This is a genomic window from Methylobacterium mesophilicum, from assembly GCF_022179445.1.
GTDB classification, from domain to species: domain Bacteria; phylum Pseudomonadota; class Alphaproteobacteria; order Rhizobiales; family Beijerinckiaceae; genus Methylobacterium; species Methylobacterium mesophilicum.
The window spans coordinates 371,837-394,830 of sequence record NZ_BPQU01000002.1; the positions used below are offsets into that span (position 1 = coordinate 371,837).

20 protein-coding genes and 1 tRNA gene are annotated in these 22,994 nt (G+C 70.8%); 13 read left to right on the forward strand and 8 right to left on the reverse strand.

The genetic code is table 11. The features are described 5' to 3' along the window. Nucleotides 1-22: 22 nt before the first annotated feature. The 4 genes from MFF40_RS04385 to MFF40_RS04395 all read right to left on the reverse strand — a co-directional run bounded on the left by MFF40_RS04385 (nucleotide 23) and on the right by MFF40_RS04395 (nucleotide 2,051). Entirely contained in the window at nucleotides 23-1,003 is a 981-nt protein-coding gene (locus tag MFF40_RS04385; RefSeq protein WP_238259767.1) for an amidohydrolase family protein, read from the reverse strand. A 305-nt stretch (nucleotides 1,004-1,308) separates the two neighbouring features. Continuing rightward, nucleotides 1,309-1,401: transfer RNA gene (locus tag MFF40_RS04390), tRNA-Sec, on the reverse strand. A 150-nt stretch (nucleotides 1,402-1,551) separates the two neighbouring features. Continuing rightward, on the reverse strand, nucleotides 1,552-1,674 hold the full coding sequence (locus tag MFF40_RS28800) for a hypothetical protein (protein WP_279601572.1): 123 nt from the start codon (nucleotides 1,672-1,674) through the stop codon (nucleotides 1,552-1,554). A gap of 32 nt (nucleotides 1,675-1,706) precedes the next feature. After that, on the reverse strand, nucleotides 1,707-2,051 hold the full coding sequence (locus MFF40_RS04395) for a hypothetical protein (protein ID WP_238259768.1): 345 nt from the start codon (nucleotides 2,049-2,051) through the stop codon (nucleotides 1,707-1,709). Nucleotides 2,052-2,116: 65 nt separating this feature from the next. On the opposite strand from MFF40_RS04395, the gene MFF40_RS04400 reads away from it, so the two are divergent. The 6 genes from MFF40_RS04400 (at nucleotide 2,117) to MFF40_RS04425 (ending at nucleotide 9,831) form a co-directional block, all read left to right on the forward strand. After that, a complete protein-coding gene (locus MFF40_RS04400) occupies nucleotides 2,117-4,540 on the forward strand; it encodes a sensor histidine kinase NtrY-like (protein WP_238259769.1) in 2,424 nt (807 codons plus the stop codon). Continuing rightward, a complete protein-coding gene (ntrX, locus tag MFF40_RS04405) occupies nucleotides 4,537-5,901 on the forward strand; it encodes a nitrogen assimilation response regulator NtrX (protein WP_147855299.1) in 1,365 nt (454 codons plus the stop codon). Before MFF40_RS04400 ends, ntrX begins: the two co-directional genes overlap by 4 nt. Before the next feature lie 241 nt (nucleotides 5,902-6,142). Further along, nucleotides 6,143-6,394 (forward strand): RNA chaperone Hfq, encoded by a 252-nt coding sequence (gene hfq, locus MFF40_RS04410; protein WP_007563033.1) that lies wholly within the window; start codon nucleotides 6,143-6,145, stop codon nucleotides 6,392-6,394. A gap of 386 nt (nucleotides 6,395-6,780) precedes the next feature. After that, entirely contained in the window at nucleotides 6,781-8,202 is a 1,422-nt protein-coding gene (hflX, locus tag MFF40_RS04415) for a GTPase HflX (protein WP_147855298.1), read from the forward strand. Next, complete coding sequence (locus MFF40_RS04420; RefSeq protein ID WP_238259770.1) at nucleotides 8,202-9,524, forward strand: adenylate/guanylate cyclase domain-containing protein; 1,323 nt, start codon at nucleotides 8,202-8,204, stop codon at nucleotides 9,522-9,524. Before hflX ends, MFF40_RS04420 begins: the two co-directional genes overlap by 1 nt. A 70-nt stretch (nucleotides 9,525-9,594) precedes the next feature. Then, entirely contained in the window at nucleotides 9,595-9,831 is a 237-nt protein-coding gene (locus MFF40_RS04425) for a hypothetical protein (RefSeq protein WP_147857057.1), read from the forward strand. Nucleotides 9,832-9,898: 67 nt separating this feature from the next. Here the strand turns inward: MFF40_RS04425 and MFF40_RS04430 are convergent, their stop codons facing one another. Then, a complete protein-coding gene (locus MFF40_RS04430; RefSeq protein ID WP_238259772.1) occupies nucleotides 9,899-12,163 on the reverse strand; it encodes a TonB-dependent siderophore receptor in 2,265 nt (754 codons plus the stop codon). 301 nt (nucleotides 12,164-12,464) lie between these two features. Continuing rightward, nucleotides 12,465-13,658, reverse strand: coding sequence for an alpha/beta hydrolase (locus MFF40_RS04435; protein ID WP_147856069.1), 1,194 nt, complete (start codon nucleotides 13,656-13,658; stop codon nucleotides 12,465-12,467). A gap of 249 nt (nucleotides 13,659-13,907) precedes the next feature. Here MFF40_RS04435 and MFF40_RS04440 point away from each other — a divergent pair, with 249 nt between their 5' ends. Further along, the gene (locus tag MFF40_RS04440; RefSeq protein ID WP_187277814.1) at nucleotides 13,908-14,081 is read left to right on the forward strand and encodes a hypothetical protein; all 174 of its coding nucleotides are present in this window, start codon (nucleotides 13,908-13,910) and stop codon (nucleotides 14,079-14,081) included. A 10-nt stretch (nucleotides 14,082-14,091) separates the two neighbouring features. On the opposite strand, the gene MFF40_RS04445 is transcribed toward MFF40_RS04440, so the two are convergent. Next, complete coding sequence (locus MFF40_RS04445) at nucleotides 14,092-15,729, reverse strand: acyl-CoA synthetase (protein ID WP_238259773.1); 1,638 nt, start codon at nucleotides 15,727-15,729, stop codon at nucleotides 14,092-14,094. A gap of 141 nt (nucleotides 15,730-15,870) precedes the next feature. Then, nucleotides 15,871-16,431: a PAS domain-containing protein gene (locus MFF40_RS04450; protein WP_147856071.1), complete on the reverse strand. Its 561-nt coding sequence runs from the start codon at nucleotides 16,429-16,431 to the stop codon at nucleotides 15,871-15,873. 379 nt (nucleotides 16,432-16,810) lie between these two features. Between MFF40_RS04450 and MFF40_RS04455 the strand changes: the two genes are divergently transcribed. The 6 genes from MFF40_RS04455 (at nucleotide 16,811) to MFF40_RS04480 (ending at nucleotide 22,760) form a co-directional block, all read left to right on the forward strand. Continuing rightward, the gene (locus MFF40_RS04455) at nucleotides 16,811-17,458 is read left to right on the forward strand and encodes a division plane positioning ATPase MipZ (RefSeq protein WP_147856072.1); all 648 of its coding nucleotides are present in this window, start codon (nucleotides 16,811-16,813) and stop codon (nucleotides 17,456-17,458) included. Continuing rightward, entirely contained in the window at nucleotides 17,442-17,762 is a 321-nt protein-coding gene (locus MFF40_RS04460; RefSeq protein WP_050736065.1) for a ribbon-helix-helix domain-containing protein, read from the forward strand. The genes MFF40_RS04455 and MFF40_RS04460 overlap by 17 nt, the downstream gene beginning before the upstream one ends. 558 nt (nucleotides 17,763-18,320) lie before the next feature. Continuing rightward, complete coding sequence (locus MFF40_RS04465) at nucleotides 18,321-19,607, forward strand: septal ring lytic transglycosylase RlpA family protein (RefSeq protein ID WP_238259774.1); 1,287 nt, start codon at nucleotides 18,321-18,323, stop codon at nucleotides 19,605-19,607. A gap of 151 nt (nucleotides 19,608-19,758) precedes the next feature. After that, nucleotides 19,759-20,979, forward strand: coding sequence for a D-alanyl-D-alanine carboxypeptidase family protein (locus MFF40_RS04470; RefSeq protein ID WP_147899535.1), 1,221 nt, complete (start codon nucleotides 19,759-19,761; stop codon nucleotides 20,977-20,979). A 10-nt stretch (nucleotides 20,980-20,989) separates the two neighbouring features. Then, the gene (gene tmk / locus MFF40_RS04475) at nucleotides 20,990-21,694 is read left to right on the forward strand and encodes a dTMP kinase (protein WP_147899534.1); all 705 of its coding nucleotides are present in this window, start codon (nucleotides 20,990-20,992) and stop codon (nucleotides 21,692-21,694) included. A 10-nt stretch (nucleotides 21,695-21,704) separates the two neighbouring features. After that, on the forward strand, nucleotides 21,705-22,760 hold the full coding sequence (locus MFF40_RS04480; RefSeq protein ID WP_147899533.1) for a DNA polymerase III subunit delta': 1,056 nt from the start codon (nucleotides 21,705-21,707) through the stop codon (nucleotides 22,758-22,760). Nucleotides 22,761-22,994: the final 234 nt, after the last annotated feature.

A 22,994-nucleotide genomic window follows, 5' to 3' on the forward strand; every position in this document is an offset into this window, starting at 1 on the left:
TATCTGTCACCGCACGTTTCTCTCAGAAGTCGTATAACCGCTTGGGATTCTCGACAAGGATCCTGTCACGGGTGGCGCGGTCGGGCACCCAGGTGGCGAGCAGGTCGAGCAGGCGGCCGTCATCGATGTCCTGCGCGGGCGCGAGGTCCGTGGGCTTGCGGCCGGGCTTGGGCGTGCTGTCCGGATGCGGCCAGTCGCTGCCCCAGACCAGCCGCTCCGGGTTCGCCGCCACGAGGGCCCGGGCCAGCGGCGCCACGTCGGGATAGTCGGGCGCCCGGGTCGAGGCGCGGTAGGCGCCCGACAGCTTCACCCAGGCCTGGCCGCCGCGCACGAGGTCGAGCACGTCGCCGAAGCCGGGCTGATCGGGCCCGAGGGCAGCCTGCGCGCCGGCGAAGTGGTCGAACACCACCGGCACCGGCAGGGCGGCCAGCTGCGGCTTCAGCGGGCCGATCACCGACAGGCGGGCATAGACCTGGAGGTGCCAGGGCCGCTGCCCGATCAGCTGGACGGCGCTCTCCAGCGCCTTGGCCGAGGCCGCCGGATCGAACACGCCGGCCTGCTCCAGGTTGACCCGAATGCCGCGGATGCCGGCCTGGGCCAGGGCATCGAGCTCGGCCGGGCCGGTCCCGGGCCCGATCACCGCAACGCCGCGGGCGCGCTGGGGGCCGAGAAGGCGCAGGCCGTCGAGGGTGGCCGCGTTGTCGGTGCCGTAGACGCTGGGCGTCACGATCACCACCCGGTCGAGCTTGAGCGCGTGCTGGAGCGCGAGCAGGCTCTCCGGCGGATCGACCGGCGGGGTGTAGCCGCGCCCCGCCCAGAACGGGAACCTGGCCGGATCGGGGATGACGTGGACGTGGCAATCGCAGGCCCCCGGCGGGACCTCGAACGAGACCGGGCTCCTGACGGTGGGCACGGCGGCCTGTCCCGCAGCCCGGGCCGCCGTGTCGGTCAGGGCGAGGCCGTTGGCGAGGGCCAGGGCGAGGGTTTGCCGGCGTGACAGCATGGCGGGTCTCCTCCGGATTTTTGGGCGAACTTCTGCGAGAGCCTCACCCGGATCGGACCACCCTTGCGCGAGGCGCGCAAGCCGGTCCGGTGTCAAAGAGCCCGCGACGCTGGGCGACACGGCCGGGGTCGGGTGCGTCCGGGAGCCAGGCTACGGGCGGGGCCGCCGGATGCGCCGTAGGGTTTGGGTTGGAGAGGCGCCGATCAGGCCCCTCGGAGCCGCCGTCGAGACCGTGCCCACCTGCGGACAGGATTGCGGGCGCCGGCGCGGCGAAGTCGGTTCTGGCTGCAAGGGGTGCGGGGGCTTGGCGGAAGCGGATGGGAATCGAACCCACCGTACGCTGTTGGCGTACCACTGGTTTTGAAGACCAGGGGGGCCACCAGACCCCGTTCGCCTCCACGGGCGGGGGTACGGGGCCGTGCCGGTGGGGTCAAGGGATGAGCGGGGTCGTCACGGTCGCGACGGCTCGAAAACCAGTCTCGTCCGACCGAGGTTTGACCTACGATGCGCTGATATGAAGCACCTGCCTTGAGGGCGGTGCCGAAATCCTAGCGCTCGCGCTCCGACGCGTCGCGCCGATCCTGCCGGCTCGTGAACCAGTAAACGAAGCCGGCGGTCGCCGCGAGCATCAGCGGGGTTATGATCGCAGCGGACAGAAACCCGTCGCTCATTCCTCAATCCCCCGCAGAACTTTTCGTGCAGCTCAATGTAAGCTGACACTCAAGAAAAACCGAGCACCCACCAGCAGATTGAGATTTCTCAACGGGATGTGTGCAGTCGAGGTGACGAAGGCCACGATCGGCGCGAAGCACCCGACCGCCAAGGCCGCGACAGCCGCACCGTTGAACCACGTGGCCGTGATCTTGATGCGCTCGTTCCGGGCAGCCTTGTTCACGACCAAGTCCATGCGACGGCGTTCGGGTATGACCTCGATGTTAAGGCTCAGCTTGCCCGGCGGCCAAGTCCGTCTGCGGCACCGGGCCTGACGATCACCGTGAAACTCCGCTCGCGCTGCGCTGACGTCGGCCCCTGCGGCGGAATGGATCACCCGCCGCCTCCGGGGTGCCGCGATTCGTATTAATTCCGCCACACTGTTGTGGCCCTGCACCAGTCATGCCGTTTCTGCGACGCTCACCGCCTGTGGAAGGCCCTGCGCCGGACCCCGAGGAGGGTGTCCAGCCGCCTGCCGAGCCGGTGGGCGAGGGGACAAGCCAGGCGGCCGAAGAACCCGCTCAGGCAGAAACGCTCCAGGAGCCGAGCACGCCGCTCGCGGACTCGCTGAAGCCCGGGCCGCGCGGGCCGGGCTGGATCGGCGCCGCCGTGGTGGTGACCGCGCTGATCTCGGCGCTGGCGACCTTCCTGATCCTCGCCGGGGTGATCCGGGTGACGCCGACGCCGGCCTACGGCGTCACGCTGCTCGGCATCAACGCCGTCCTGGTGCTCGGGCTGGTCTTCGTGATCGCCTGGGAGGCGCGGGTCTTCCTGCACGCCCGCAAGGCCAACGCCGCGGTGGCCCGGCTGCACTCGCGCATCGTCGGCCTGTTCTCGCTGATCGCGATCCTGCCCACCGTGCTGCTGGCCGTGGTGGCGTCGGTGACCATCGACCGGGGCCTGTCGCTCGGCTTCACCGACCGGGTCCGGGACGTGGTGCTGAAATCCGTCGAGGTGGCCGACGCCTACCAGGAGAACCAGTGCCAGTCGCTCGCCCGGGAAATCCGCATCCTGGTGGACGACCTGACCCGGGCGCGCCCGAACTTCGACCGGGACCGGGCCTGGTTCGAGAACTTTTTGACCACGCGGGCGACCAATCTCGGCCTGCCGGTGGCTCAGATCATGCGCGGACCCACCGACGTGGTGGCCCGGGCCAAGATCGACGTGCTCAAGCAGGTGCGGCTCCCCTCGGCGGCGGCCTTCGAGGAGGCGGCGACCTCCACCGACCCGATCTGCCTGCTGCCCTCGGAGGGCCGCGTCTTCGCCGCGCTGCTTCGGATGCCGGCCTACGACGACGCGGTGCTGATGGTGCAGCGGGAAGTCAGCCAGCTGGCCATCGACTTCCCGGGCGTCTCGCGGGCGGCGGCAGCCGAGTACCTGACCTACGATTCGCTCCGGCGCTCGATCCAGATCACCTTCGCGTCGGTGTTCCTGCTGATCGCCCTGATCGCGCTCTTGTCGGCGGTGTGGTTCGGCATGAACTTCGCCAACCGGTTCGTGGCGCCGATCCGGCGGCTGATCAACGCCGCCGACCAGGTCGCGTCCGGCAACTTCTACGCCCAGGTGCCGACCAAGAAGACCAGCGGCGACCTGGCCCATCTCGGCGAGGCCTTCAACAAGATGACGCAGGAACTGCGCCGCCAGCATACCGGGCTGATCGCCGCCAACGACCTGATCGACACCCGCCGCCGGTTCACGGAGGCCGTGCTGTCGGGGGTCTCGCCCGGGGTGATCGGCCTCGACGCGGCGGGCTTCGTCACCATCGCCAACCCGGCCGCCGAGCGGATGCTCGACCTGGAGAGCGAGGCCCTGATCGGCCAGCCGCTGGCCCGGGCGGTGCCGGAACTCGCCCCCGTGCTCGCCGAGAGCGAGAGCCGTCCGCGCGCCCTCCAGCAGCAGCAGCTCCAGCTCACCCGGTCCCGGGGCGAGCGCACCGTGACCGTGCGGGTCACGAGCGAGCAGGCCCAGGGGACGTCGCGCGGCTCGGTGGTGACCCTTGACGACATCACCGACCTCGTCCAGGCGCAGCGCAGCTCCGCCTGGGGCGACGTCGCCCGCCGCATCGCCCACGAGATCAAGAACCCCCTGACCCCGATCCAGCTCTCCGCCGAGCGCATCCGGCGCAAGTACGGCAAGGTCATCACCGCCGACAAGGAGGTGTTCGACCAGTGCACCGCCACGATCGTGCGCCAGGTGGACGAGATAAAGCGCATGGTCGACGAGTTCTCGGCCTTCGCGCGGATGCCGAAGCCGGCCATCGCGCCGAACGACCTCACCGAGATCGCCAAGCAGAACCTGTTCATGATGCGCGTGGCGCACCCGGACATCGACTTCGCGTTCTCGGCTCAAGGGGGGGCGGGCAGCGCGGAGAAGATCGTGGCGGCCTTCGACATCCGGCTGCTCAGCCAGGTGATCACCAACATCCTGAAGAACGCCGTTGAGGCGGTGGCCGAGGTGCCGGCGGACGAACTCGGCAAGGGCAAGATCGCGCTCGGTCTCGCGGTCGAGGACGGCTTCGCGGTCATCACGGTGACCGACAACGGCAAGGGTTTTCCGGTGGAGGGGCGCCAACGGCTGCTCGAGCCCTACATGACCACACGCGACGGTGGCACCGGGCTGGGACTTGCTATCGTCAGCAAGGTGCTTGAGGAGCACGGCGGCGGGATCGCGCTGAACGACAACCCCGCCGGCCGTGGCGGGCAGGTGCAGATGCGGGTTCCGCGCGAGCACGGGCCCGAGCCTTCCGGCCCCGAGACCAGCCCCGTCACGACAGAGGAGAAGGGCGCCGCACCGACGGCCCCCCGGATCGCGGAGATGCACGCATGAGCGCCGATATCCTGATTGTCGACGACGAGGCCGACATCCGCGACCTCGTGGCGGGCATCCTCGACGACGAGGGCCACCGCTGCCGCACGGCCGGCGGCTCCGACGAGGCGCTGGCCGCCATCGAGGCGCGCCGGCCGCACCTGGTGTTCCTGGACATCTGGCTGCAGGGCTCGCGCCTCGACGGCCTGCAGGTGCTCGACCTGATCAAGGCCGCCAACCCCGACCTGCCAGTGGTGATGATCTCGGGCCACGGCAACATCGAGACCGCGGTCTCGGCCATCAAGGCGGGGGCCTACGACTTCATCGAGAAGCCGTTCAAGGCCGACCGGCTGATCCTGGTGGCCGAGCGGGCGCTGGAAGCCTCCCGGCTCCGGCGCGAGGTCCGCGACCTGACGGCGCGCTCCGGCAACCCGAACCGCATCGTCGGCGGCTCGCTGGCGATCAACCAGCTCCGCCAGACCATCGACCGGGTCGCGCCGACCAACGCCCGGGTGATGATCACCGGGGCGCTGGGCTCTGGCAAGGAGCTCGCGGCGCGCAGCCTGCACAAGGCCTCGGCGCGGTCGAACGGCCCGTTCGTGCTGCTCAACGCGGCCGCAATCCTGCCCGAGACCATGGAGTCGGAGCTGTTCGGGGTCGAGGGCGAGTCCGGCCGGCGGGTCGGCGCCCTGGAGGAGGCCCATGGCGGCACCCTCTACCTCGACGAGGTCGCCGACATGCCGCGCGAGAGCCAGAACCGGATCCTGCGCGTCCTGGTCGATCAGAACTTCCAGCGCGTCGGCGGCACCACCCGGGTCCACGTGGATGTCCGGATCATCTCGTCCTCGTCGCGGGATCTCGCCGAAGAGATCGCCGCGGGCCGCTTCCGCGAGGACCTGTTCCACCGGCTCTCGGTGGTGCCGGTGCGGGTGCCGGCCCTGTCGGAGCGCCGGGAGGACGTGCCCGAGCTGATCCAGTTCTTCATGGACAATATCTCGTCCCAGACCGGCCTGCCCAAGCGTGTGATCGCCGAGGACGCGATGGCGGTGCTCCAGTCGCACAACTGGCCGGGCAACGTCCGCCAGCTCAAGAACAACGTCGAGCGGCTGATGATCCTGACCCAGGCCGACCCGGACCAAGAGGTCACCTCGGAGATGCTGCCCTCCGAGATCGGCGCCCTGGTGCCGACCACCCCGGGGGGCGCCGGCGGCGAGAAGCTGATGAGCCTGGCGCTGCGCGAGGCGCGCGAGATCTTCGAGCGCGAGTATCTCGTGGCGCAGATCGCGCGGTTCTCGGGCAACATCTCGCGCACCGCCGAGTTCATCGGCATGGAACGCTCGGCGCTTCACCGCAAGCTGAAGTCCCTGGGCATCGGCCCGTAGCACGCCGGGGCGCGAGGGGGGCGCAGACGGGGGACGACCCGTGAAACTGACGCCGATCCGTCACGGATCGGGCGGAACGGGGCTTGCTTGCCCCCGGGCTTTCACGCCGTCATGCTGTAGACTCGGTCCGTGCGGGATGATCGGACGATCCCGCACGTGACGGCCCCAACCACGTGACAGATTCCGACGTCGCGTACCCAACCCGAGCCCTTCGCGCCGGGATAACGAAAAGGCAAATAAGATGGCGGGCGAACGCGCACAAAACCTTCAGGACACGTTCCTCAATCATGTCCGCAAGAACAAGATCCCGCTGACCATCTTCCTCGTCAACGGCGTCAAGCTCCAGGGCGTGGTCACCTGGTTCGACAATTTCTGCGTGCTGCTGCGCCGGGACGGCCATTCGCAGCTCGTGTACAAGCACGCGATCTCCACGATCATGCCCGGCCACCCGGTGCAGCTGTTCGAGCCGGACGAGACCGCCGAGAAGGCGTGATTTTTTTGGGGGGAAGGGCGATCGGTTCGCTTTCTCCGGGGCCGCGATGCCGCCAGCGGGCCGCCTCGCCGCACGGGCAGCGGCGAATCCCAGGACGATCCCGCACTCTCCCCTCATCCTGAGGTGCGGCGGAGCCGCCTCGAAGGAGGCCTCAAGGGATCGCGCGGCCAGCTGGAGGGCTCCTTCGAGGCCTCCGCTGCGCTCCGGCGCCTCAGGATGAGGGCGCGGGTGGGATAGGCCGAATCCAGCTGGCTGCCGGATTCGGATCTCCCCAATCCCAACCTCCTGACTCCCGGCATCTTGGCCCGGCCCCGCCGAATCCCCATGTCGAAACAATCCGAGTTCTCGAACGAAGCTGCCGGCGCGCGGGCGGCGTTAAAGGTTGCATGAGCGAGACGCTGACGTCCGGCGAGGCCCGGCTCCAGGCACAGGCCGCGCCCGAGGGCGAGATCGCCGCGGCGACCCACACCCTGGTGATCGGGCCCTATCTGGCCCGCGGTGCCCCCGGGCCCGGAGGACCGGGCCACGGGCCCGCCCAGCCGACCCGCTCGGTGGAGGCGCGCCTCGACGAGGCGACCGGACTCGCCGCAGCCATCGAGCTCGACGTGGTCGAGAGCGTCGCGATCAGCCTGCCGCGCATCCGCCCCTCGACCTATCTCGGCAAAGGCCGGGTCGAGGAGATCGCCGGGATGATCCGCGCCCGCGAGATCGGCCTCGTGGTGATGGATTGCGCGCTCTCGCCGGTGCAGCAGCGCAACCTCGAGAAGGCCTGGGGCGCCAAGGTCATCGACCGCACCGGTCTGATCCTCGAGATCTTCGGCCGGCGCGCCTCGACCCGCGAGGGCACGCTCCAGGTCGAGCACGCCCACCTCGCCTACCAGAAGTCCCGCCTCGTGCGCTCCTGGACCCACCTGGAGCGCCAGCGCGGCGGCTTCGGCTTCCTGGGCGGCCCCGGCGAGACCCAGATCGAGGCCGACCGGCGCATGATCCAGGAGCGCATGACCCGGATCGAGCGCGACCTCGACGCGGTGGTGCGGACCCGCGGCCTGCACCGGCAGAGCCGGGCCCGGGTGCCGTACCCGATCGTCGCGCTGGTGGGCTACACCAATGCCGGAAAATCGAGCCTGTTCAACACCCTGACCAGCGCCGAGGTCACCGCCAAGGACATGCTGTTCGCCACCCTCGACCCGACCGCGCGGGCGACCAAGCTGCCGCACGGCGAAAACGTCATCCTGTCCGACACGGTGGGCTTCATCTCCGACCTGCCGACCGCTTTGATCGCGGCGTTCCGGGCGACCCTGGAGGACGCGATCGAGGCCGACGTGCTGCTGCACGTGCGCGACGTCAGCCACGTCGATTCCGAGGCCCAGGCCGAGGATGTCGGCGATGTGCTGCGCGAACTCGGCATCGAGACCACGGCCGAGCGGATCATCGAGGTCTGGAACAAGTCCGACCTCCTCGACGACGACGAGCGCACCCGGCTGATGAACCTCAGCGGCCAGGCCAAGGCCCGCAACGACCGTGACAGCGACGCGCCGGTACTGGTCTCTGCGCTGACCGGGGAGGGGCTCGCCGCGCTCACCGCCCGGATCGAGGCGCGGATCGGCCGCCACCGGACGAGCTTCGCGGTGTCGCTGCCCCCCGAGGACGGGGCGGCGCTCAACTGGCTCTACGAGAACGCCGAGATCCTGGACCGACGCGCGGAGGCCGACGGCACCGTGCACCTCGCGATCCGGATCGCCCCCGAGAAGGAGCCGCGCTTCCTCAACCGCTTCAGCGCGGCCCGGCGCCTCGACCGGGGCGCGTGATGGCCACGGGCGGCGCCCGGACCCAGCCGCTCCGCGCCCCCAGGCCCGCCCGGGACCTCTCCGCGCGCAAGGCGGAGGCGGCCCAGGACGACGCCGCGGTCCTGCGCGCCATGCAGGCGGGCGGCGGCCTGCGACTGCTCGGGCTGCGGATCGTGATCGTGCTGGTGCTGCTGATGGCGGCGCAGGCCTATGACGGCTCGCTGCACGCCTTCAGCCACTGGTTCATCCTCGGCCTCTACGGCGTCGGCACGATCTGGTTCGGGCTCGGGGAGCGGGGCGGCGGCCCCGCCGCGGCGGCCTACAGCTGGGCCGGGACGCTGCTCAATGCCGGGCTCGCCGTCTACGTGATCATCGAGCACATGCTGGCCGGCGGCGGGGCCGGCCTCGGCGCCGACGCGGTGAGCCGCCTGCCGGCCTTCCTGCTCCTGCTCCAGACCGGCCTGAGCATGCGGGTGGCCCAGACCATGCTGTTCTGCGGGGTGGTGACGGCGTGCTGGAGCGCGGCCTTCCTGGTCGGGCTGGTTGATCCCGGCCTGTTTCCGGGGCCGGATTCCTTCCCGACCGCGCAGGTCACCGGGCTCGCCACCTTCGTGGCGGCCGGGCTGCTCGTGGTGGACGGCATGACCCGCCTGCGCGAAGCGGTCACCCGGGCCCTGCGCATGGAGCACGAGCGCGCCCAGCTCGCGCGCTTCGTGCCCGACACGGTCGCCCTCGACCTCGCCGCCGAGGACGCCAACGCCGCCATGGGCATCCACCGGCGCCATGCCTGCCTGATGGTGCTCGACATCCGCGGCTTCTCCAGCTTGAGCCGGGAGCATCCGCCCGAGGCGATGGTGACCGCCTTGCTCGCCGTCCGGGCGGCCGCCCAGGCCGCGGTGGCCGAGCAGGGCGGCCTGGTGGACAAGTATGTCGGCGATGCCGTGCTGGTGCAGTTCGTGGTCGGCCGCCCGCGGGCGCAGGCCCGGGCGGCGCTGGCCTGCGCCCTGTCGCTCCAGGACCGGATCGCCACCCTCAACGAGGCCCGGGCCGAGGCGGGGCTGTTCACCCTCCGGGTGGTGGTCGCCCTGCACGCCGGCGACCTCCTGGTCGGGGTGTTCGACGACGGGGTGCGGGCCGAGTACACCGTGCTGGGCCCCGCCATGAACGCCCTGTCGCGTCTCGAGGCCCGGGCCAAGACCGCCGAACTCCAGATCGCCGCCTCGGGGGATTTTCTGGATCTGCTCGGGGGGCCGCTGCCGCCGAGCATCCGGGCGGTCCCGGTGCCGGACGCCAAGGCCGTGCAGCCCGCCCTGTTCGCGATCGTGGAGGGTCCGTCCGCCTGAGGGCCCGGAACCTGCGCATCACTGATCCGTTCGGTCGGCGCGGCGCAGGGTCGCGAAGGGACCGGAACCGATGAACAAGATCCTCCTCGGCGCGACGCTCGCGCTCGGCCTTGTCCTGGGCGCCGCCAGCCCGAGCCTCGCCGCCCCGGGCGACGGCCTCGACCGGAACGCCGCCGCCACCGGCAACGGAAATTTCGGCGGCATGCACCGCGGCGCCCGGATGTCTTCCCGCGGCGTGATGCGCAGCCGCCATCACATGATGCGCCGGCACCATCGCGGCCACATGATGCGCCGCCACGACCGCTGAGCCCGGGGCATCGGCCGCTCCCGGTCTGGATCGCCGCGCGTGGCTCAGGCCGCGCGCGGCGGGCGCCTCACCACTTGTAGCTCACGCTCGCCAGGACCCGCCTTGCGTCGCCGTAGAAGCAGGACGTGGTCGTCTGGCAGGACGAGACGAAGCGGCGGTCGCCGATGTTCGTCGCGTTGACCTGCAGGCGCCAGCGCTCCCAGTCGTAATGGACCTGGGCGTCGAACAGCACGTAATCCGGCACCCGGAAGGCGTTGGCCACGTCCGCGAAGGAGCGGCCGACATAGCGCACGCCGCCGCCGAAGCCGAAGCCGCGCAGGTCGCCGGTCGGGATGGTGTAGTCGACGAACAGGTTGGCGAAGTTCTCCGGGATGTTGACCGGGACCTTGCCGATCAGGTCCGGGCCGCCCCGCTCGTTGGTCAGCCCGTAGATCGTGTACGAGGCCGCCACGTTGAGGCCGTCGAACAGGTTCGCGACCAGCTGGGCCTCGAAGCCGGTGGACCGCACCTCGGCCAGCTGGGCGTTGAACAGCGGGTTGGCGGGGTTGGCGGTCAGTACGTTCTGGCGGTGGATGTCGAAGCCCGCCAGGGTGACGAAGTAGCCCTGGCCCGGGGGCTCGAACTTGACGCCGCCCTCCACCTGCTTGCCGGTCTCGGGCTTGAAGGTCTGGTTGTTGAGGCCGGTGCCGATCAGCGGCTGGAACGAGGTCGAGTAGCTGACATAGGGGGCGAGCCCATTGTCGAAATTGTAGATCAGCGCCGTGCGGTAGGTGGTGCCGTTGTCGCTGCGGCCGTTGTTGCCCGCGCCGTTGGTGAGCTTGTCGACCACCCGGTTGTCGGCGAAATCCTGGCGGCCGCCGACCAGCAGGGTGAGCCGGTCGGTGACCTTGATCTGGTCCTGCAGGTAGAGGCCGAGCTGCTTGAATGCGTCGGAGTTGATCAGGTACGGCGACGGCGTCCCGGTCGGCAGGCCGTAGACCGGGGCCAGGATGTTCAGGTCGCTCGCCGGGAACAGCGACGCCTGGTTGTCGTTCAGGCGGTAATCCTTGTAGTCCAGGCCCATCAGCAGGTCGTGACGGAAGTATCCGTCGAAGAACCGCGCCTCGGCCTGGTTGTCGACCTGGAACAGGTTGACCTTGGCGCTGTCGCGGAACTGGTAGCGCGCGAGCAGCGTCTGGGCCGGGTTGCTGTAACCGAGCTGGCCGATATCCGAGTTCTGGAAGCTCTTCAGGAACGAGTACCGGAGGTTCTGCCGGAAGGTCCACGTCTCGTTGAAGTCGTGCTCGAACTCGTAGCCCAGGAAGGCCTGGTCGCGCTGGAAGGTGTTGAAGCCGGCATCGCCGACGTTCAGCGAGCGCGGGATGCGCAACCCGGAGGCGTTGGGCCGCACGGTCCCGAGATACGGCAGGAAGTTCGACGTCACCGCGGTGTTGTCGTGCTGGAAACTCGACAGGAAGGTGAAGCGCGTCGCCCCGTCCGGCTTATAGGTGACGGCCGGCGCGATGTAGAAGCTGTCGTCCGGGGCCCCCTCGACCTGCGTCCCGCCCTGGCGGCCGTAGCCGGTCAGCCGGTAGAACCAGTGGCCCTCCCGGTCGGCCGGGCCGCCGAAGTCGAAGGCGGCGTATTTCTGGCCGAACGAGCCGCCGCCGACCTCGGCATAGCCGAACGGGTCGAGCGTCGGGCGCTTGGTCACCTGGTTGACGATGCCGCCGGGGCTGCCGGCCCCGAACAGGACCGCCGCCGGGCCGCGCAGCACCTCGATGCGCTCGAGCCCGAACGTGTTGGTCTTGAAGTAGCCGAAGCCGTAGTTCAGCTGCTGCAGCCCGTCCCGGTAGATGCCGAAATCACTCACCACGAAGCCGCGCAGGGTGAGGTAGTCGATGCGCGAATCCGCGCCGAACACGCCGCCATAGGCGCCCGCGACGTACTGGGTGGCCTGGGTCAGGGTCTGGGCGTTCTGGGCGTCGAGCTGCTGGCGCCCGATCACGGTGATCGATTGCGGCGCCTCGATCAGCGGGGTGTTGGTCTTCGTCGCGGTGTTCGATCGCTTCGCCACGAACCCGTCGATCGGGCCGGTCGGGCTCTCCACGCTGCGCGAGGCCGTGCTGGAGCGCCCCGCCTGGACGGGGCCGCCCCCACGGCTCTCGACGCTGATCTCGTCGAGCTGCACGCTGCCCCCGGCGGGGGGATTGGCGATGCCGCGACGCGGCGGCGTCGCGTCCTGGGATAGGGCCGGGACGACCTGCGCCAGCACGGCGAGGGAGGCGCCGGCCAGGAAGGCGCCGGCGCGGCGGGGGCGCCGGGCGCGGGGACGGGGGTGAACGACTCGCATCTGACTGGGCCCTGCACGACGCTCCGGGCAGCCGCCCGCATGCGCCGGGACGGGGCCCGGCGGGGCTGCCCCGCTCTTTAGAATTGTGATAAACTGCTGTTATTATTGAGGTTTCTGCTACTTGCAGTACGGGCCGCCAGGCTCGGCTGCAAGCGGGTCGCGCGCGGAAGGCGAGCGCTGTTGCGGTTTCAACACGCAGCGATGGACGGGCCGCCACAGCGGGGAGGGCGCTGTCGCGAACGACGCGGCGGAAATGCCTGTGGACGCAGCGGGACGGACCGCGGCGCCCGGTCCCGAGGCGCTACTTCACGCGGCCCGCGATCCAGGCCGCCACGGCATCCGCCACGGCGTCGCTGTTGGTCTCCAGCATCACCATGTGGCCGTTGCCGTGCAGACCGCGCTCGGCCAGCCGGATCGCGTCGGGCTTGGCGCCGGCCTGGGCCAGGAACGCGACCGTGCAGGCATCGTAGGTGGCGTGGAACGAGGCCTCGGCGGTCACCACTGCGGCCGGCACCTTGGCGAGGTTCGGCAGGGTCCGGGCCGGCTCGGCCTGCAGCCAGCAGCGGATCTGGCCCTCCGCCGCCTTGGCATCGGATCCTTTCGCCTGCTGCGCCACGATCAGATCCTCCGGCGCCTTGACCGGCGGGTCGAAGGTCAGGGGCATGCGGGTCAACCCGTAGGCGCGGGCGCGGCCGTCCCCGGACTTCTCCCAGAACTCCTTGCCGCCGCGGAACTGCACGTCGAAGAAGGGCGGCCCGTTCGGCTCCACGGTGACATGGGCCTTCACCAGGTCGGGCCGCGCATCCGAGGCCGCCCAGCCGAACAGGGCGCCCTGGCCGTGGGTGAGCAGGATCGCCGGCCCGACCTTCTCCAGGAGCGCCACCAGGGCCGGGGCGACGAGTTCCTCGGTCTGCTGGCTGTTGGCCAGGAACGGGACCTGGCTGGCGAAGAACTGGTCGAACCCGGCATTGCCCTGCACGCCGGTGCCGCCCGGCCATTGCGTGTGGAGCTTGGCCTGCGGGAACAGGTCGTAGACCTCCGGGGCCGTGTAGGTCTTCTCGAGGGTGCGGGTGCCGAGCCGGTCGTAGGGGCCGTAGACCTCCGGGTTGGTGCCCGAGCGCCCGCGTCCGACCTGATCGACCACGTAGACCTGATAGCCCTTCTCGACGAAGCGCTGCACCCAGCCCGGCCGGCCGTCCGCGGTGGCGAGGAAGTTCACGCCGGTCTGGGCGAGCCCGTGGACCATCACCACCGGGTAGGGCTGGGTGATCTTGGCCGGCGCGCGCGCCTGCACGAACATCTGGCCGACCATCACGGTCTTGTCGCCGAGCTTCTGATACCGCCCGCCGATATAGAAATAGCTCGCCCGGGTGACCGGCTCGGCGGCGGGCTCCTCGGCCCGCACCGGCAGCGCGGCCAGGATCGCGCCCTGAACGGCCAGCAGCGCGCCCAGAATGCCGCCCGCGATCCCTGCTGCGATCCCGTTACCGGCCATACGTCTCTCCCCGGATGCGCGTCGCATCGCGCGGGCTTATTGCGGGAATCGGGGCGTACGGCCAGCACCTCCGGTTGACGCAGGAGCCGGCCCCGGGCCCGAGAGCCCGAACCCACACGCATGCCAGGTCCACCACTGCAACGCTGGTGAAACCCCGCCCGCGCGCCCACCTTCCTGTCATCGTAGGCGCCGGGATCGGCGCCCCTCGCCCGGGCAGCCCGCGGCGAGATGAGCTGAGGACGTCACGCCGTGGACCCCGCTACCGCCAAGATCCTGGTTTCCGCAGCCCTGGTCGCCTCGATCGCCCTGTTCAGCCTCGTGTCGATCCAGGCCTTCATCGCCCAGGTCGCGTCCGATCTACGAGCCGCCAAACCCGTGCGCGTCCCGGCCCGCGCGGAGCCTCGGCAGCCCCCGCAGGCCTGATACGGAGTCCTCAGGCCTCGTCCTGGCGGGCCCGCTCGCGCAGGATGAATTTCTGGACCTTACCCGTGGAGGTCTTCGGCAGCTCGCCGAAGATCACGTGACGGGGCAGCTTGTAGGCGGCCAGCCGCCCGCGGCACCACTGGATCAGTTCGTCGGCGCTGGGCGAGGCGCCCGGCTTCAGCTCCACGAAGGCGCAGGGCGTCTCGCCCCATTTCGCGTCGGGCTTGGCCACCACCGCGGCGGCCGACACCGCCGGATGCTTGAACAGCGCGTCCTCCACCTCGATCGACGAGATGTTCTCGCCCCCCGAGATGATGATGTCCTTCGAGCGGTCCTTGAGCTGGATGTAGCCGTCCGGGTGCTTCACCCCAAGGTCGCCGGTGCGGAACCAGCCGCCCTTGAAGGCGGCCTGCGTGGCCGCCGGGTTCTTGAGGTAGCCGCGCATCACCACGTTGCCGCGCATCATCACCTCGCCGATCGTCGTGCCGTCTGCGGGCACCGGCACCAGCGTGTCCGGGTCGCGCACGTCGAGCGCCTCCAGGACCGGGTAGCGCACGCCCTGGCGGGCCTTCTTGGCCGCCCGCTGGTCGGCCGCGAGCGCGTCCCAATCCGCGTTCCAGGCGTTGACCACGGCGGGGCCGTAGCTCTCGGTCAGGCCGTACAGGTGGGTCACGTCGAACCCGGCCTCCGACATGCCGGCCAGGATCGCCTCGGGCGGCGGTGCGGCGGCGGTGAAGAACGCCACCCGCCGGGGCAGGTCCCGGCGCTCGGCATCGGGGGCGTTGATCAGCATCTGCATCACGATCGGCGCGCCGCAGAGATGCGTGACCCCGTGCTCGGCCATCAGCCGGTACATCGCCTCCGCGCGGACCTGGCGCAGGCAGACATGGGTGCCGGCCACGATCGACAGGGTCCAGGGGAAGCACCAGCCGTTGCAGTGGAACATCGGCAGCGTCCAGAGATAGACCGGGTGCTGCCCGAGCCCCCCGGTGATGACGTTGCCGAGCGCCAGCAGCGCCGCGCCCCGGTGGTGGTAGACCACGCCCTTCGGGTCGCCGGTGGTGCCCGAGGTATAGTTCAGCGTGATCGCGTCCCACTCGTCGTCGGGCAGCGCCCAGTCGTGCTCCGGGTCCCCGCCCGCCAGGAACGCCTCGTAGTCGGTCTCGCCGAGGCGTGCGCCGGGGCCGTCGTAGTCCGGGTCGTCGACGTCGATGACGAACGGTTTCGTCGCCAGGCCCTCCAGGGCCGCCGCGGCGGTCTTCGAGAACTCGCGGTCGGTGATCAGCACCTTGGCCTCGCCGTGCTCCAGGCAGAACCGGATCGCGGCGGCGTCGAGGCGGGTGTTGAGGGTGTTGAGCACCGCCCCGGTCATCGGCACGCCGTAATGGCACTCGACCATTTCGGGGGTGTTGGCCAGGAAGGCCGCCACGGTATCGCCGCGGCCGAGCCCGCGCCGGGCCAGCGCCGAGGCCAGGCGCCGGGCGCGGGCGTAGAGGTCCCGGTACGAACGCCGCAGCGGGCCGTGGACCACCGCGACCTGGTCGGGAAACACCCGCGCCGCCCGGTCGAGATAGAGCAGGGGGGTCAGCGGCTGGTGGTTGGCCGGCACACGGTCGAGATCGCGGTCGTAGATCGTGTCGCGAGCCATCGGAATCCTCCCGGCAAAGTCTTGCCGGGACCGTAGCTTGGGGGCGTGGGCGCGATCAATCGCACGTCGCGGATGCGCGGGGGCTCGGATCGGGCATCGTCTCCGGCCGAATGCCGGAAACCACCGTTCGGTACGATGCGCTCAGTGGCGCGGCTCGTCCTCGGGCTCCGGCAGGAACCGGGCGAGTTCGAAGCCGATCTCGATCATCAGGCGCTCGATCCGCTCGACCAGCGCCGGCCGCTGCAGGACGTGGGCGAGGTCGCGCAGGGCGATGACGTGCTCGGCCATCCGGTTCACCACCCGCTCGCTCTGCATGAGGTTGGCCGCCTGCACCTCGGTCCGGTCGATGGCGATGCCGCGGCCCTGGAGCGTGCGACCCGAGGGGTCGCGGTCGATCCGGCCGCGCATCAGCAGGGTACGGACGCCGCTGCGGGTGTCGCGGGTGCGGAACTCCGCCTCCAGGGTGCCGCCGGACTCCGACACCGCGTGCAGGTAGCTCTCGATCCGGATGCGGTCCTCCGGATGGGTGCGGTCGAGGAACGCCGCGAGGGACACCCCCGTGGCGGCCGCCACCGGGTCGAGGCCGAGCAGACCCGCCAAGGAGCCCGAGAGCGCCAGCCGATCAGCCCAATGATCGTGGACCCACGTCCCGACCACGCCGGAGGCGTCCAGGACGGATTGCGGGATCGGGGCGTCGGCCATGCCATTCCTCGGCGGGATTTCGAACGCCGCTAAACCTGAGGTAATAAAATCCATCGCAGCTCCGGCGCTGGCGACCTAGACGCTACGGCATCCTACAGCGGCTGAAAAGGCCGTTCAGGAAGCAGACAGCATAGATATTAACCTGAGGTTTAGATTGCGTCGGACGACCCGACAACCTGGCCGGTCCGGTCGCATGCTGGCGGCAGGGCATCTTAACGGCTCGTTAACCATGTCGGACGCACCGTGCCGCTCGACATCCTTGGGTCACAGGATCGCGGCAGCCCGTGATTGCGCACCTGAGGTTGCCCGACGAGGGCGCGGCATTCGTGAATGCCGGCGCTTCCGGCGGATGCGCGGGGCCTTCTGGAGGATGCCCAGGATGAAAGCCATCACCTTCGTCACGCAGAAGGGCGGCAGCGGCAAGAGCACGCTGTGCATCTCTTTGGCGGTCGCCGCCCGCGAGGCGGGCCACACGGTCTGCATCCTGGAGATGGATCGCCAGGCCACGATCTCGGATTGGCTCGACCACCGCACCGCCGACGGTCCCGAGGTCGCCCAGATCGACGCGACGCAGATCGACGCCGTGATGGAGCGCCTGCGCGACTCGGCCTACGACTACGTGTTCATCGATACGCCGGGGGTCGATTCCACCGGCACGCTCTCGGCCATCCGCGCGGCGGACCTGTGCATCATCCCGTGCCGGCCGACGCCGGCCGACCTGCGGGCGTTCAAGCCGACGCTGGCGGCGGTCTACCGGCTGGAGAAGAAGTTCGCCTTCGTGCTGAACCAGACCCCGCCCCGCTCCTACCGGGTCCGGGACGCGGCCGACGGGCTGGCGGTGCTCGGCATCCTGCCGGACGTGAACATCGTCGCCCGCACCGACCACCAGGACGCGATTGGCCTCGGCCAGGGCGTCACCGAGTTCAACCCCAAGGGCCAGGCCGCCGGAGAGGTCCGCCGGCTCTGGTCCTGGATCGAGCGCCGCACGCAGTCGCTGAGGACGGGCCGCCATGTCCAAGCCGCCTAAGCTCAGCCTCGCGGCGATCGTCGCCTCGGCGAACCCGCCGGACCGGCACGCGGCCCGGCCGCAGGGCGCCGAGATCGTGACCCTGGCGCTGGCGCCCCCGGCGGCGAAGCCTGCCGCCACGCTGAAGCAACGCGCCCGGCAGATGTCGGTCTACCTGGAGCCGCCGGTCTACGACCAGCTCCGGGACCTCGCCTATGCCGAGCGGACCAAGATGCACGCCCTGATGCTGGAGGGGCTGGACCTGCTGTTCAAGCAGCGCGGCGCCCGCTCCATCGCGCAGCTGACCGACACCCCGCCGCGCTGAACCCGGCGCGGCTCGACCCTGCCCCCGCACAGGGTCCCGGACGCGACCCGTTCAGGGAGTTTGCAAAGGCAGCTCTGACAACACCCCGTCATCCCAGGGTCGCGCAGCGAAGCCCCGGGATGACGGGGTGGATGCCGACGCGTCCTTGGACATCCGGAATCCGTGACCCGTCTCACCGCTTCCGCGCCGTCCCTTCGGCAGCCGCCCGGGCGATGGATGCGCCCGAGCCATCAGGCCGGTCCTGCGCGGTCTCGACCGACCGGCTCCGCTGGCGACGATACTTACGGACAGTTCAATGCGAACGCCGCGAAAGCCCTCGGCCCTGCTTGCCCAAAACCTAAACCATCGATCTATCAGATTCTTGCTTGAATATCCTGATGTGCCGCGCGAAGTCCAAGAGCGGCTCGGCTGCAACTCCTGAACCGCGACAGCCGACAGCGTTCAGGCTTCCTTTACGGGACCGCTACAATTCTGGGTGGACCGGCTGAGCCCAGGGGCGCGGCCGGTGCCGGCTCGTTTCCGGGCCGCTGTCCCGCGTCGCGTTTGGTGAACCCCGATATGGTGCGCACGACCCTTCCCCGGCCTGCGCGCCTCGCCCTGCGGCTCCTGGCCGTTTCGGGCGTGGCCCTGGCGACGGCCAACTGCGCCACCAATCCCCAGCAGCAGAAGCTCAGCTCCGGCAACGGCATCGACCCGAAATACGGGGTCAAGGCGAGCCCGCGCCTCTACAACGAGGGCGACGTGATCCCGAAGGGCGGCGGGCGCCGCTACACCGGCAAGCCCTACGTGGTGGCCGGCCAGACCTACGTGCCCAAGGAGGATCCCCGCGGCTACGTGCGGGAGGGCCTGGCCTCCTGGTACGGCTCGGCCTTCCACGGGCGCATGACCGCCAACGGCGAGGTGTTCGACCGCCACTCGATCGCGGCCGCCCACCCGACCCTGCCGCTGCCGAGCTACGCAAGGGTGACCAACCTCGACAACGGCGCCTCGATGATCGTGCGGGTCAACGACCGGGGCCCCTACCATGCCGGTCGCGTCATGGACGTCTCCGAAGAGGCGGCCGAGGCCCTGGGCTTCCACCGGCGCGGCACCGCGCGGGTGCGGGTCGAATATGCCGGCAAGGCAGCGGTCGCCGGCAGCGACGACCGCAAGCTGCTCGCCAGCCTGCGCACCGACGGGCAGCCGGCCGGGCGCTCGACCGTGATGATGGCGGATCTCGGCCCCTCGGAGGAGCCTGAGCGCTACGCCCGCTCGGCCCCCGAACCCCTGGCCTTCAAGCCCCCCCCCGAGCGGGCCCAGTCCGACGAGGCCCCGGCGTCGCGGCCCGACCGGCCGGCCCCGGTGCGCGCGCCGATCGTGCTCGCCTCGGCCGCCATGCGGGTGCCGGCGGCCGTCCAGCCGACCGCCCAGAAGGTGCGGGATTTCCGGCCCGCGCCGATCCAGGTCGCAGAGCATGCGGGAGCCGGCGCCAAAGGCGCGGGCCTCAAGGGCCCGGACCTAAAGGTCGCGGGCCTCAACCCGGCCCCGGGCCACGGCACGACCCCGAAGGCCGCCGTCGCCGCCGGCCGGCCGGCGCGGCCCACAACGCCCGCCCCGACGAAACTCGCCGCGGCGGCACCCGCGGCGCTGCCGGCCTCAGCCAAGTCCACCCTGGCGCATCTGGCCTCCGGCGCCGCCAAGGGATCCACGATGATCGCTTCCAAGACCACGGTTCCGGCCTCGGCCAAGGCAGCGGTGCCAGCCAAGGTCGCGGCGACCGCGAAGGCTCCGGCCCCTGCGAAGGCAGGGGCGCCCACCCGGACGGCGTCGGGCGGGGGGCATGCGCGCCTCGCCGGGATCTATTGAGGGCGGCCCCGGCGCTTCCCGGACGGCGTGCCGTTCCGCAGTGCGGCATTTCGCATTCGATCCGGCGCTGAAACCGTAATATGGTCACGCTTGTTATCCGGATGCGGCGGGAGTTTCTCCGGCCGGGCGGCAGGCGCGGGACGGACCGGTGATGCGCAGGACCCTTCTCACCCTTCTGGCGGCCGCCTGCGCGCTGGGCGCCGGCCTCGCGGGCGCGACCGCCCAGGGCTTCCAGACGGCGGCCCCGCACGCGATCCTGATCGACGCCGATTCCGGCTCGGTGCTGTTCGAGAAGGCCGCCGACGAGCGGTTCTCCCCGGCCAGCATGGCCAAATTGATGACCACCGACATCGTGTTCGAGGCGCTGAAATCCGGCCGCTTGGCGATGGATACCGAGTTCACCGTCACCGAGGACGCCTGGAAGCGGGGCGGGGCCGGCGGCGGCGGCTCGTCGATGTTCGCCCAGGTCAACAGCCGCATCAAGATGTCGGACCTGCTGCGCGGGCTGATCGTCCAGTCGGGCAACGACGCCGCGATCACCATCGCGGAGAACATGGCCGGCACCGAGGACTCCTTCGCCGGGCTGATGAACCAGCGGGCCAAGGAGATCGGGCTGACGAATTCGACCTTCCGCAACGCCACCGGCTACTCGGCGCCCGACCAGAAGGTCACGGCCCGGGACATGGCCAAGCTCGCGATCCACCTGATCGACACCTACCCGGACCTGTACAAGATCTTCGCCGAGAAGGAGTTCACCTGGAACAAGATCCGCCAGCAGAACCGCAATCCGCTCCTGGCGCTCGACATCGGCGCCGACGGGCTGAAGACCGGCTACCTGGAGGAATCGGGCTACGCGCTGACCGGCTCGGCGGTGCAGAACGGCCAGCGCCTGGTGCTGGTGATCTCGGGGCTCAAGACCGCCCGGGACCGGGCCTCCGAGGCGCGCAAGCTGATGGAATGGGGGTTCCGCGCGTTCGAGACGCGGCAGATCTTCGGGGCCGGCGAGACGGTCGCCGACGCCTCGGTGTTCGGCGGCGAGGCGGGCTCCGTGCCGCTGGTCTCGAAGAAGCCGGTGCGGGTCCTGCTGCCCCGCGGCTCCAGCGACCGGGTCAGCGCCAAGGTGGTTTATACCGGGCCGCTGATGGCTCCCGTCGAGGAGGGCCGGCAGGTCGGCACCCTGCGGATCCAGCGCGGCGACACGGTCGCCCTCGACCAGCCGCTCTTCGCCGGCGCGACGGTGGAGGCCGGCACGCTGTCGCAGCGGGCGATGGATGCGGCGCTGGAATTCGGCACCGGCCTCGTGCGCAAGGCCTTCGACCGCGTCGGCAAGAAGGACGCGAAACCCGGCGAGCGTACGGCCGATCCGACGTGATTGGACGCCCGTGATCGTGCCAGGCTTCGAAGACGCTTCGCAGGGAACCTTCATCACCTTCGAGGGCGGGGAGGGCGCCGGCAAGTCGACCCAGGTCGCCCGCCTGGCCGCGACCCTGCGGTCGCGCTCGGGCCGGGAGGTCCGCGTGACCCGCGAGCCCGGCGGCTCGCCCCGGGCGGAAGAAATCCGCGCGGCCCTGCTCGGCGGCGTCGCCAAGCCCTACGGCCCCTTCGCGGAGGCGCTGCTGTTCAGCGCCGCCCGGATCGACCACCTCGACCGCCTGATCCGCCCGGCCCTGCGCCGGGGCGAGATCGTGCTATGCGACCGCTTCATCGACTCGACCCGGGCCTACCAGGGCGCGGCCGGAGGACTCGATCCGGCCGTCGTCACCGCCCTGGAACGGGTCGTGGTCGGCCCGACCCGGCCCGACCTGACCCTGATCCTCGACTTAGCCCCCGAAGCCGGGCTCGCCCGCGCGGCCGGGCGCGCCGCCAGCACGGGGCAGGGGGCCGACCGGTTCGAGGCGGAATCGCTCGCCTTCCACACGCGGCTGCGCGAGGCCTTCGTGGCGATCGCCCGGGCCGAGCCGCAGCGCTGCGCGGTGATCGATGCCGGCCGCGACCCCGATGCGGTGGAATCCGCGATCCGCGCCGCGGTGGCATCCCGCCTGCCGGGCCTGCTGCCGATCAAAGAAAGCCGCGGCGATGCCGCCTGAGCCCCGCGCCGTGAAACCGGCAGACCGCGCCGCCGACGACGTCGAGCCCGGCGACCTCCCCGGCATCCCGCGCCCGCGGGAGACCCGGGCGCTGGTCGGCCACGCGGCCGCGGCGGCCGCCTTCGCGGAGGGGATCGCGGCGGGGCGCCTGCACCATGCCTGGCTGATCGGCGGCGCCCCCGGCATCGGCAAGGCGACCCTCGCCTACCGGGTCGCCCGGCGCCTGCTCGCCTATCCCGAGGGCGGCGGGCCGGCTGGGCTCGATATGCCGGACGAGAACCCCGTCGCCGGCAAGGTCGCGGGCCTGTCGCATCCGAACCTGGTCGCCCTGCGCCGCCACCGCACCGCAGGCGCCAAGGCGCTGCCCACCAAGATCTCGGTCGACATGGTCCGCCGGGCCCTTGACCTGTTCGCCTCGACGGCCACCGATTCCGGCTGGCGGGTCTGCATCCTGGACAGCGCCGAGGACCTGAACGCCAACGCGGCCAACGCCCTGCTCAAGGTCCTGGAGGAGCCGCCGCCGCGCGCCCTGTTCCTGATCCTGGCTCACCAGCCCGGCCGGCTGCTGCCGACGATCCGCTCCCGCTGCCGGGTGCTGATGCTGCGCCCGCTGGCGCCCGAGGCGGTGGCGCAGGTGGTGCGCGGCCTGCCCGAGCCGTTCCCGCAGCCCGAGGAGGCCGCCCTGGCCCGGGCGGTCGCCCAGTGCGAGGGCTCGGTCGCCCGGGCGCTGGCGATGCTCGATCCGGTCACGGCCGGCCTCGTCGCCGAGGTCGAGACCCTGCTGGCCCGGGCGCACACCCCCGACTGGGGCCGGGTGCTCAAGCTCGCCGAGACCCTGGCCGGGCGCGACGCGGAGGCGCGGTTCGAGGCCGCCCAGGACGCGGTCCTGCGCTTCGTCTCGGCCGAGCTCGACCGCCGCCGGGACGAGCCGCCCGCCCGCCTCGCCGCCCTGGTCGACGTCGCCGAGCGGTTCGGCCGCGCCGCCCGGGAGGCCGCGATCTACAATCTCGACCGGCGCCCGGTGGTGCTGTCGCTGTTCGGGGACCTCGCCGAGGCCGCCTCGTAAACGTTGCGCGCACCGGGACGACCAGGGCTCCGCCCTGGACCTGCAAAAGGTCTCGGACCCAGCCCTTTCAAGGTGTTTGGCTCGGGCCTAACTCGTTGCGATGACGCAAGCATCGGACGGATCGGGTTGCCCGTGGCGGGCTGTCCTGGAGCGGTTTGAGCAGAAGGCGCCAGCCAGCATGATGGCGCGCACGCTGCTGGATCAGGCGTTTCCCGCCACCTGGCTCGACGCGGT